The organism is Campylobacter concisus (assembly GCF_902460875.1).
Classification (GTDB): Bacteria; Campylobacterota; Campylobacteria; order Campylobacterales; family Campylobacteraceae; genus Campylobacter_A; species Campylobacter_A concisus_AA.
This window is the reverse complement of the sequence record NZ_CABPVR010000012.1, coordinates 78926-89939: the sequence shown is the minus strand read 5'-3', so window position 1 is coordinate 89939 and position 11014 is coordinate 78926. Positions and strand designations below refer to the sequence as shown.

10 protein-coding genes are annotated in these 11014 nt (G+C 36.7%); 7 read left to right on the top strand and 3 right to left on the bottom strand.

Translation table 11 applies throughout. The annotated features are described in order from the left end of the window. Window positions 1-104: 104 nt before the first annotated feature. Both F3H01_RS08600 and F3H01_RS08595 read right to left on the bottom strand, forming a co-directional pair. Window positions 105-536 carry a GatB/YqeY domain-containing protein gene (locus tag F3H01_RS08600; RefSeq protein ID WP_072594244.1) on the bottom strand — a complete coding sequence of 144 codons (432 nt, stop codon included), beginning with the start codon at window positions 534-536 and terminating at the stop codon, window positions 105-107. Window positions 537-566: 30 nt separating this feature from the next. Next, window positions 567-1469, bottom strand: a complete 903-nt coding sequence (locus tag F3H01_RS08595; protein ID WP_107792989.1) for a Ppx/GppA phosphatase family protein — start codon at window positions 1467-1469, stop codon at window positions 567-569. A 130-nt stretch (window positions 1470-1599) separates the two neighbouring features. Between F3H01_RS08595 and F3H01_RS08590 the strand changes: the two genes are divergently transcribed. Continuing rightward, complete coding sequence (locus F3H01_RS08590) at window positions 1600-3138, top strand: inorganic phosphate transporter (RefSeq protein ID WP_149725495.1); 1539 nt, start codon at window positions 1600-1602, stop codon at window positions 3136-3138. A gap of 103 nt (window positions 3139-3241) precedes the next feature. Here F3H01_RS08590 and F3H01_RS08585 read toward each other — a convergent pair whose 3' ends face one another. Then, window positions 3242-5815: an ATP-dependent Clp protease ATP-binding subunit gene (locus F3H01_RS08585; protein WP_084041279.1), complete on the bottom strand. Its 2574-nt coding sequence runs from the start codon at window positions 5813-5815 to the stop codon at window positions 3242-3244. A gap of 207 nt (window positions 5816-6022) precedes the next feature. Between F3H01_RS08585 and F3H01_RS08580 the strand changes: the two genes are divergently transcribed. Genes F3H01_RS08580 through F3H01_RS08555 form a run of 6 tightly spaced genes read left to right on the top strand, consistent with a single transcriptional unit; the run spans window position 6023 to window position 10918 of the window. Next, the gene (locus F3H01_RS08580) at window positions 6023-7339 is read left to right on the top strand and encodes a S41 family peptidase (protein ID WP_410470358.1); all 1317 of its coding nucleotides are present in this window, start codon (window positions 6023-6025) and stop codon (window positions 7337-7339) included. A 17-nt stretch (window positions 7340-7356) separates the two neighbouring features. Then, window positions 7357-8067 carry a phosphoribosylaminoimidazolesuccinocarboxamide synthase gene (purC, locus tag F3H01_RS08575; protein WP_149725493.1) on the top strand — a complete coding sequence of 237 codons (711 nt, stop codon included), beginning with the start codon at window positions 7357-7359 and terminating at the stop codon, window positions 8065-8067. Window positions 8068-8075: 8 nt separating this feature from the next. Next, window positions 8076-8312: a phosphoribosylformylglycinamidine synthase subunit PurS gene (gene purS / locus F3H01_RS08570; protein WP_103603908.1), complete on the top strand. Its 237-nt coding sequence runs from the start codon at window positions 8076-8078 to the stop codon at window positions 8310-8312. After that, window positions 8309-8974 carry a phosphoribosylformylglycinamidine synthase I gene (gene purQ / locus F3H01_RS08565; protein WP_072594249.1) on the top strand — a complete coding sequence of 222 codons (666 nt, stop codon included), beginning with the start codon at window positions 8309-8311 and terminating at the stop codon, window positions 8972-8974. Before purS ends, purQ begins: the two co-directional genes overlap by 4 nt. Beyond that, complete coding sequence (locus F3H01_RS08560; protein ID WP_149725492.1) at window positions 8968-10263, top strand: SH3 domain-containing protein; 1296 nt, start codon at window positions 8968-8970, stop codon at window positions 10261-10263. Before purQ ends, F3H01_RS08560 begins: the two co-directional genes overlap by 7 nt. After that, on the top strand, window positions 10244-10918 hold the full coding sequence (locus tag F3H01_RS08555; protein WP_223155400.1) for a lysophospholipid acyltransferase family protein: 675 nt from the start codon (window positions 10244-10246) through the stop codon (window positions 10916-10918). The genes F3H01_RS08560 and F3H01_RS08555 overlap by 20 nt, the downstream gene beginning before the upstream one ends. Window positions 10919-11014 lie beyond the last annotated feature (96 nt).

Below are 11014 nucleotides of genomic sequence, written 5' to 3'. Positions count from 1 at the left end.
TTTATATATCTTTTTAAAATGAAAGTCGTATTTGATTTTTTGAAAACTTACACACATTTAGAAGTAAGTTTTCGAAAACTAGAAGTTTTATAAGATTGTAGATTTTAAGCCAAAAGCTCTTTTGCGATCATACTTATGCGTTTTGCTTCAGCACTTGCTCCGATCTCATCTTTTGCCATTTTCATTACAGCACCTAAATTTTTACCAGCTCTTTCAATAATCTTTTTTATTTTTTCTTTAAGCTCTTCATCACTTAGCTGTGCTGGCAAATATGCCTTAATAAGCTCAATCTCGCCCTGCTCTTTTTTAGCCAAATCCTCTCTAGCACCTTTTATATAAAGCTCAACCGAGTCAGCCCTCTTTTTGATCTCCTTTTGAAGCAGTGGGAGTACCACTTCATCAGTCATTTCAATCCTTTGATCGACTTCAACTTGCTTAAGTGCTGCATTTAGCGTTCTTAAAGTATCTCTTTTAAACTCATCTTTTGCCTTCATAGCCTCTTTTATATCAGCTAAAATTTGCTCTCTTATGCTCATTTTCTCTCCTTTAAATTTTTGAAATATTAACTAAAAATTTGTGATAATTTCTTGAAATTTTCCTTGCAGATAGGCCACACCTACACCCTCTCTAAGCCCATCATCGATAACTAAAAATTTTGCTTCTTGCCCACTTAAAAGCTCCTCTAAAAGCAAGGTCCCAGCGATGAGCGGATACTTTCTATTTCTTCCAACCGCCAGATCAGCGCTCTTATCATCCATCTTTAAAAGTTCACCTATAAACCAAGCAAGATCATCATCTCTAAGCTCATATCCGCTTACTTTTTTTGGATCATAGTTCTCGTAGTTAAGTCCAAGTCGTAACGCTACGATAGTAGTTGGTACGCCAGAAGTCAGCACGATAAATCTATTTTTTAAGCTATTTAAAAATTCTCTTGCGTCTTTTGTATAAAATTTTGCATTTTCTTGCATTAAATCAAGTGTTTTAAATTTTTCAAAAAATGTAATAATGCCAAATTTAAAACTCATAAAATTTCCATCTTCACCGATCTCTGAGCTTGCTCCACCGATGTCAATGACGCTAAAATTTTCATTTATTCCAAGCTTTTTAAAAGCATTTTGAACACCCAAAAATGTAAGCTTTGCTTCTGCTTTGCCACTGATGATATGAAAATTTATGCCAAATTTCTCTCGTATCTCGCTAAAAATTTCCTCGCTATTTGACGCTACCCTAAAAGCCTCAGTCGCGACTGCTACGCATTTAAATTTATCAAAGTCAAATTTACTTTTAGCCTCCGCTATCGCTTCAAAGAGCCTATTTTTGGACTCATCTGCTATCTTGCCACTTTCATTTAGTCCTCTAGCAGCTCCTACTATCTTTTCATAAATTTGCTCATTACTAAAGCCATTTTGCTCTTTTTTGACAAGTGCTACACGAAATGTGTTTGAGCCAAGATCGATCGCTATAACCAAAATTTGTCCTTAAAAATTTTTGTAGATTCTAACATATGATAATTTAGTATCATTTAAAGTTGAAAAATTCTAAAAACTTTAATATTTTTCAAGATATAATCCCTATCAAAAACCTTATAAGGGGGCTTGATTGCTTCGAGATAACTTATTAGCATTTGTTATTTTTGCAATTTGTAGCGTTGGATTTTTCGTTTGGGGCTATCAGTACATCCCGACAAATAACTACTTTTTATTCTTGATCGCTGGTATGTTTGGTCTTTTTATGGCCTTTAATATCGGTGGAAATGACGTTGCAAACAGCTTTGGCACAAGCGTTGGCGCTAAGACTCTTACGCTTAAGCAAGCTCTCATCATCGCAGCCATTTTTGAGCTTAGCGGTGCGATATTTGCAGGATCAGAGGTTACAAATACGATTAGAAACGAGATCGTGAAATTTCCAAGCGATCTAAATCCGATGAAATTTGTCATCATCATGATCTCAGCCCTTCTTAGCTCTGGTCTTTGGCTCTTTTATGCGTCTAAAAAAGGTCTACCAGTCTCAACCACTCACTCGATCGTTGGCGGCATCGTTGGTGCAGGACTTGCTATGGGTTTTATGATAAAAGATCCAGAACCATTTAGCATGGTCTCATGGAGTGAGATCGGTAGAATTGCCGTAAGTTGGGTCATTTCGCCACTGCTTGGCGGCGTGATGTCTTACGTTATATTTGGCTACGTAAAAAGTAAGATTATTGAGCCAACACATGAGCTTAAAATGAATCTAAAAGCTCTAAAAGCTGAGCGAAAAGCATATAAAGAAAGCTTCATAAAAGCACTAAAAACAAAGCCGGCCGAGGAGCAGATAGCTACTCTTTCAAAGATCGCAGTTATCGATGAGGATGAGATCGAAACCACTGAATACAGCGAGTACCGCTCAAAAATTCGTATCATGAAAGATAGCGAAAAAGAGATAGATACTTTTAAAGCAATGAAAAAGCATATCCCAATTATCGCTGGATTTGCAGCAATGGTCATCTCATCAATGATGCTTTTTAAAGGGCTTGAGCATATAAATTTAGCCTTTAGCATCATCCAAACTATCTGGATTATCTTCGTCATCGGAGCTCTAGCATATCTTGCAAGCCTTGCTATCATAAATGTCATGAGCAAAAACGATAGCGAAAAAAGCATCAATAGAATTTTCTCATGGTTTCAAATTTTTACCGCTTCATCTTTTGCATTTTCACACGGCGCAAACGACATCGCAAATGCAGTTGGACCATTTGCAGCCGTGCTTGATGTGCTAAAGACTGGATCTATAAACGAAAGTTCGCCCATACCAAGCATCGCAATGGTAACCTTTGGAATTTCACTTGTCGTTGGACTTTGGTTTTTAGGCAAAGAGGTGATCACCACTATCGGCTCAAAACTAGCTGAAATTTTGCCAACAACTGGCTTTAGCGCCGAGCTTGCCTCAAGTATCGTCATACTTCTAGCCACAAAGCTTGGCATACCAGTAAGCTCGACGCATATCCTAATAGGCGCAGTTTTAGGCATCGGCATCGTAAATAAAAATGCAAACTGGAAAATGGTAAGACCAATCATTCTTGCTTGGCTCATCACGCTTCCAGCAGCTGCTATCTCATCAGCTATATTTTATTTTGCCCTTGCTAAATTTTTAGGCGTTTAGTCGTATTTTTAAATAGCAAAACCGCCCTATTTTTAGATATTTTTTGTATAAAATTTATATGAGAGCTTGGCAAGTTAATACAACCTGCCAAGTAAATTTGAAGTTATTTTTTCTTAATGATAATCTTCTCGCCATCGCTATCAATAGTGATCTCATCGCCACTTTCAAGCTCATCTTTTAAGATCATATCAGCGATCTTATCTTCAACTAGCTCATAAAGCGCTCTTCTAAGAGGTCTTGCGCCATAAACTATGTCAAAGCCAGCTTTTGCGATAAATTTCTTAGCCTCTTCGCTTAAAACTGCCTTGATACCGCGGTTATGAAGGGTCTTTTCAAGCTCTTTAAACATGATCTCAACGATAGAGATTAGGCCTTGCTCGTTTAGAGGATTAAAGATGATAGTATCATCAAGCCTATTTAAAAACTCAGGTTTAAAGTAGTTTTTAAGCTCGTTTTTAACAGCCACATCACGATCTTCGCCCTTTAGCTCCATTATGAAATTTGAAGCAATGTTTGAGGTTAAAATGATGATCGTATTTTTAAAATCAACCGTTACACCTTTGTTATCAGTCGCACGTCCATCATCTAAAATTCCCAAGAGTATGTTAAATACATCTTTGTGGGCCTTTTCAACCTCGTCAAAAAGTATGACTGAGTAAGGTCTTCTGCGAACTGCCTCTGTTAGCTGACCGCCTTCATCGTAGCCTACATATCCTGGAGGCGCACCAAGAAGCCTGCTCACGCTATGTTTTTCCATATATTCGCTCATATCAAAGCGAATAAGCGCCTTCTCATCATCAAATAAGAACTTAGCCAAAGCCTTAGCAGACTGAGTTTTACCAACGCCTGTTGGACCAAGAAATAAAAATGAACCAATCGGCCTTTGACCCTCATTTAGACCAGCTTTGTTTCTCTTAACAGCACGTGCAAGTGCGTGTAGTGCGTCATCTTGACCGACAACGCTCTCTCTTAGATGCTCTTCGATGCGCAGATATTTCTCTTTTTCGCTTGTTAGCATCTTTTTAACTGAAATTCCAGTCCATTTGCTCAAAATTTCAGCCACAAGCTCTTCATCGACTTGATTTTTAAGAAGCACGCCCTCTTTTTTCATGTGCTCCCATTTTTCTTCAAGCTCATGTTTGTGCTTTTTAGCGTCTGCTATCTTGCCGTATTCTATCTCGGCAGCTTTTTGAAGATCGCCATTTCTTTTTGCTATCTCAGCTTGTGATTTTAAGCTATCGATCTCTTTTGTAGCTTTTGAGATTCCACCAAAAACGGCCTTTTCATTTTCAAATTTAGTATCAAGCGCTAGCTTTTTCTCATTTAGATCAGCTATCTCTTTTTCGATCTCGCCAAGTCTCTCTTTATTTTTATCCGCATCCTCCATCTTTAGCGCTTCTTTTTCTACTTGAAGCGTTACGATCTCGCGTTTTATCTTTGAAAGCTCGTATGGCTCGCTCTCTATTTGCATCTTAAGCTCAGCTGCAGCCTCGTCTATAAGATCTATCGCCTTATCTGGCAAGAAGCGGTTTGCGATGTAGCGGTCGCTTAGTCTTGCTGCGGCAACTAGCGCGCTATCTGTTATCGTGATGCCGTGGTGAACTTCAAGACGTTCTTTTATACCACGTAAAATTTGAAGTGCCTCATTTACGCTTGGCTCTTTGACGTCTATAGGCTGAAAACGTCTTTGAAGTGCTGCATCTTTTTCAAAGTACTTTCTATACTCTTTTAGTGTTGTCGCACCAACAGCGTGAAGCTCTCCACGTGCAAGAGCTGGTTTTAGGATATTTGCAGCATCCATTCCACCCTCGCTCGCACCAGCTCCAACTATGGTGTGAATTTCATCTATAAAAAGTATGATGTTACCAGCTTTTTTGACCTCGTCGATGACAGCTTTTAATCTATCTTCAAACTCGCCTCTATACTTTGCACCAGCTACGACTGCACTCATATCAAGCGCGATGACACGCTTGTTTGCAAGGCTTGTTGGCACGTCGCGAGCCACTATCTTTTGAGCCAAGCCCTCAACGATGGCTGTTTTACCAACGCCTGGCTCACCGAGCAAGATAGGGTTGTTTTTGCTCTTTCTTATTAAAATTTGCATCATTCTAGTGATCTCTTCATCACGGCCAATGACTGGATCAAGCTCTTTATTTAGCGCTTTTTGCGTTAGATCGATACCAAATTTCTCTAAGCTATCAAGAGTATCATCGCCAGTTTGGCTATCTATCTTTTTACCGCCTCTTATGCTCTCAAGGTTCTTTTTGATCTCTAAGATGTCGCAAAATTTGCTTAAAATTTGTTTGATCTCACTAAGCTCAAGAGATGAGATGATCCATGTATCAACAGCTATGTAGCTATCTCCCATGCTTACCATCAACGCTTTTGCATTTTCAAGAGAATTTATAAGCTCTCTTGAAACTGAAACGTTATCTTTTGTAACGTTTGAGCTACTTGGAAGTGAAGAAATTTTACTTTTTACTTCAAGCTCGACGGCGTCTTTACTTACATTCATTTTATTAAACACTTGGTTTAAAATAGAATTGCTATCTGCAAGCAAAGCCCAAAAAATATGAAGCGGAACAACTTGCGGATTTTTAGAAAATATCGCTAAACTAATACCTTTCTCAAGAGTTTCTTGCATCTGAGCTGTTAAATTTTCTGTTATATCAGCCATTAAATCTCCTTGGATTATTTTATATGGTCGCCATTATATAACTTTAGTCTTATATTGTCAAGTATTTTTATAATGCTTGTCACTCTTTTTATTTAATTGCTAAAATTTGCTGTTATAAATTTGTATCAAAAACTATCTAAAAGCAAAAATATAAGCTTAAATTTATACTTTTTTTAGCCAAAAGCTAATAGAATTGAACCAAAAATTATAGGAGAAATTTTGAATAAATTTAGTAGATTTTTTGTACTAAAAATTACAGGTGCTTTGCTTATCTCAAGCGTAGCAGTGAATGCACTTTTTGCAAAGAGTGAAGACGAAGCAAGTGCGAAGCTTGAAGCACTTTCAAAGCTTACAAAAACAATTTCAACCGTTGAAAAATACTATGTTGATGACATTAAATTTAAAGAGATCATTGATAAAGCCATAGCAGGGTTAATGCAAAATTTAGATGCTCACTCAAGCTTTTTAAACGAAAAAGCTTACAAAGATATGCAAGTGCAAACAAGTGGAGAATTTGGTGGACTTGGTATAACTGTTGGCATGAAAGATAGTGCACTAACCGTTATCTCACCGATCGAAGATACCCCAGCCGATAAAGCAGGCATAAAATCAGGTGACATTATTTTAAGGATAGATGGCAACTCAACGATTGGCACAACGATAGACGAAGCCGTAAATAAAATGCGCGGCAAGCCAAAAACTCCGATAACTATTACAATTTTGCGAAAAGGCGAACAAAAGCCGTTTGATGTAAAGATCATAAGAGATCTTATAAAGGTTGAGTCTGTCTATGCAAAAATGATAGAAAATGACAACATTCTTTACGTGCGTGTCACAAATTTTGACAAAAATGTTGTTACAAAGGTAAAAGAAGCGATCAAAGAATATCCAAAAGCAAGTGGCATCATACTTGATCTTAGAAATAATCCTGGCGGACTTTTAAATCAAGCTGTCGATCTAGTTGATCTTTTTGTAGATAACGGCGTCATCGTCTCTCAAAAAGGTCGCGACGCATCTGAAAATGTAGAGTATAAAGCAAGTGCTAGTAAAACTCTTTCAAAACTACCACTTGTTGCACTAGTAAATGGCGGAAGTGCTAGTGCTAGCGAGATTGTAAGTGGCTCACTTCAAGATCATAAACGTGCTGTAATAATCGGCGAAAATACCTTTGGTAAAGGAAGCGTTCAAGTAATCCTTCCAATAGATGACACCGAAGCATTAAGGCTAACCATCGCAAGATATTACTTACCAAGTGGCAGAACTATCCAAGCAGTTGGCGTAACACCTGATGTAGTCGTACATCCTGGCAAAGTGCCACAAAGTGACGATAGTGCGTTTAGCATCAAAGAAAGTGAGCTAAAAGCGCACCTAAAAAGCGAGCTAAACAAGATAAATCCTACAAGCGAGGGCAATAAAACTGAAGCAAAAGATGATAAAAAGATAATCACGCAAAAAAAAGTTGATGAAGATATTCAATTAAAAACAGCAATTGATACGATCAAAATTTTAAAAATAAAACAATAAATTAGAAGGAGATCTCCATGCAAAAAAGAGAGCTTATTTACGAGGGAAAAGGTAAAAAAATGTATGCCACAGACGATGCAAATTTACTTGTGGCTGAATTTAAAGACGATCTAACAGCATTTGATGCTCAAAAAAGAGGCAACGAAGCTGGTAAAGGCGCATTAAATAATAAAATTTCAACACAGCTTTTTAAGCTTTTGGAGAGTAAAGGCATCGTGACTGATTTAGTTGAGACTATAAGCGACACTGAGCAAGTGGTCAAAAAATGCGAGATCATACCTCTTGAAGTTGTTGTGAGAAATATCGCAACTGGTTCACTTAGCAAAAGACTTGGCATAAAAGAAGGCACAGTTTTACCTTTTACTCTTGTTGAGTTTTACTACAAAAACGATGATTTGCACGATCCATTAGTAACAGATGAGCACTGTATCATTATGGGATTAGTAAAGAGCGAAAAAGATCTTCAAACTCTAAGACACACAACAAGAGAGATCAACTCTATATTATTTAAATTTTTTGCCGAAAGAGACCTAAAACTAGTTGATTTTAAAATAGAATTTGGTATCGACAAAGACGGCAATATCATTCTAGCTGATGAAATAAGCCCTGATAGTTGTAGATTCTGGGATGCTAAAACTAATGAAAAACTTGACAAAGATAGATTTAGACAAGACCTTGGTAGCGTAAAAGTCGCTTACGAAGAAGTTTTAAGAAGAATTTTATCGTAAGGACAAAAATGAAAGCTGTTGTAAATATAGCATTAAGAAGTGGGGTCCTTGACCCTGCTGGCAAAGCAGTGGAGCATGCTTTAAATTCTCTTGGATTTAGCGGTGTATCAAATGTCAGAATAGGCAAACAAATCGTTTTAGATATCGACGAGAGTGATAAAACTAAAGCAAATGAGCAGCTAAAAGTGATGTGCGAAGAGCTTTTAGCAAATACCGTCATCGAAGACTATGAGATCGTGCTATGAAAGTAGCGATAATACTTTTTCCTGGCACAAACTGCGAAGAAGATACAGCTCACGCATTTAAATTACTTGGATGCCAAACACAGATCATTTGGCACAAAGAAGATAAAATAGATGCTGATCTAGTCGTACTTCCAGGTGGTTTTAGCTATGGAGACTATCTAAGAACAGCTGCAATAGCCAAATTTAGTCCAGCTATGCAAGCTGTAAAAGAGCATGCAAAAAAAGGTGGCTATATCTTAGGAATTTGCAATGGTTTTCAGATGCTACTTGAGCTTGGACTCTTAAAGGGTGCGATGAGAAGAAATGAAAATTTAAATTTCGTCTCAAAATACCACCACCTAAAGGTAATCTCAAATAACAATAAATTCTTAGCAAATTTAGCCAAAAATGAAGTGGTTAATATCCCTATCGCTCACGGCGAGGGCAACTATTATACTGATGAAAATACTCTAAAAAGCCTTTATGACAACGATCAAGTATTACTAAAATACTGTGATGCTAAAGGCAACGAAATAAATCCAAACGGCTCAGTCGACAATATAGCTGGAATCTGCGATGAGGGCAAAAAGATTTTTGGTCTCATGCCTCATCCTGAGCGTGCTTGTGAGAAAATTTTAGGTACAGATGATGGCATGAAGATGTTAAAAGGTCTAGTTTGGTAAAAAATTTTCTTTTTATCTCCCTACTCGTACTAAATTTATTTGCTGCAAATACCGATGAAGTAAGCGTTTTTGATATGATGGACGAAGCTAGGGAGGATAAATTTGTAAATAGCCCTACTTCAAATCCAAAAACTCAAAAACCGCCAAAAGAACAAGATTTTTCAAGAAAATTTGTGTCACCACAGCCAGAGCGTATCACTCCAGAGCAGATGCGAAACATCGTGCCAACAAACGAGCCAGATATTAGCGTCCCAGACAATCAAGTATATGACAAGATCAAAGTAAAAGAGCTTCTTTTAAAAGCCACAAACGTACCCAAAAATGTTGTTATAGGAGAAATTTTTAGTGTTGAGATAGTGGCTGATACACAAAATGACTTTGAGTTTGAGCTTGAGACACAGCTTGATGAAACAAATATCAAATGGCTAAATAAGAAAAATTTTCAATGGGTAAAAAGTGAAGACAACAAATATATAGGTACTTTTTATCTTGAGACAACAAGCATTGACGCAAAGACTTTAAAAGTTAGCTTAACCCTAAAAAGAAATGGCGAAAACTATCAAAGCTCAAGTATAAATATCTTTTTACCAAAGCTAAAAGAGCTTAGAAGTGACGAAAACTACAACCATATCGTGGCCGATAATCTTGAAGTTAAGAAATTTAAGACAACAAAATTTGATGATATAAACAATATCATGGTCGTTGAAATTTACGGCAACAATGTCGATCTAAGCGCCTTTAATATTGAAAATAAAACGATATTAAAGCAAGGCGTAGATACGATAAATGGCGACTTTAACTCACAAAGTGCATATTATTTTGCAGTATTTAAGCCAAATAAAAAATCGCTTGACTTTAATTATTACAACCTAAAAAAGGCTAAATTTGAAAGCTTTTCTTTGCCAGTGAGTGTCGAAGATGACGATGTCAGCACACAGATCGGACTAAATCCAAAACAAAGTGAGTTTAGCACCTATAAAGATGTCACGATCTACTCTTGTGCGGTAATTTTTATATTATTAGCTATTTGGCGCAGAAGGCTTAGCTACTTTTTCGTAGCAGCCATTTTTATAGCACTTGGAATTTATACCTACAACCCTTTTGGCAAGGCCGTTCTAAAACCAGATATTAGCGTTTCAATCTTGCCTACAAAAAACTCAACCATCTTTTACACATCCCGTAAAAACGAAAATGTAGAAATTTTAGACACAAAAGGTGACTACTCTAAAATTTTATTTGCTGATGGTAAGATTGGCTGGGTAAAAAAGGATAATCTTGTCAAAAATTAGAGCTTTATTTTTTGCTATTGAGTTTGTTATTAGCGTTATTCTTGTCGTCTTTTTTATGTGGCTATTTAATGATAAAAATAGAGCCATAAGAAAATTTTGGGGAAGATCACAAAGATTTTTTGGTGGCTATAAACTTGAAGTGATAGGCAATTTTAGTGATGAAGCAAATATCTTACTTATAAACCACCAAAGCATGCTTGATATCATCGTCATCGAAGAACTTCACCCAAAAAATGTATGCTGGATCGCAAAGGCGCAGATTGGCAAAATTCCTATAATTGGTAAAATTTTAAGCTTGCCAAAAATGATAGCGGTTGAACGTGAAAATAAACACTCACTTATAAAGCTTTTAAGCGAAGCAAAAGATAGAGTTGAAAATGGCCGCGTTTTAGCGATATTTCCTGAAGGAACTAGATCTCAAACCAATAAACTTTTGCCTTTTAAGGGTGGTGCAAAATTATTAGTTGAAAAACTAAATTTAAAAGTCCAGCCTATCGTTATCGTAGGAAGCGATGCGATGAAAGTAAAAGAATTTAGCTTTAAAAAAGCAGATATCAAGCTCTTTTGTCTTGATTTAGTCGATACTTCAAAAGAAAACTGGCTAGAGGCAACTAGAGAGAGTATGCAAAAAGTCCTAGACGAAAATAGAAAATAAATTTGGCTTTTCAAATTTACAAAGCCTCTCCTACTCTATATCATTATCTATAAAATTTTGATTTTGTACTAGAAATTTTTATCAATAAATTTAAAA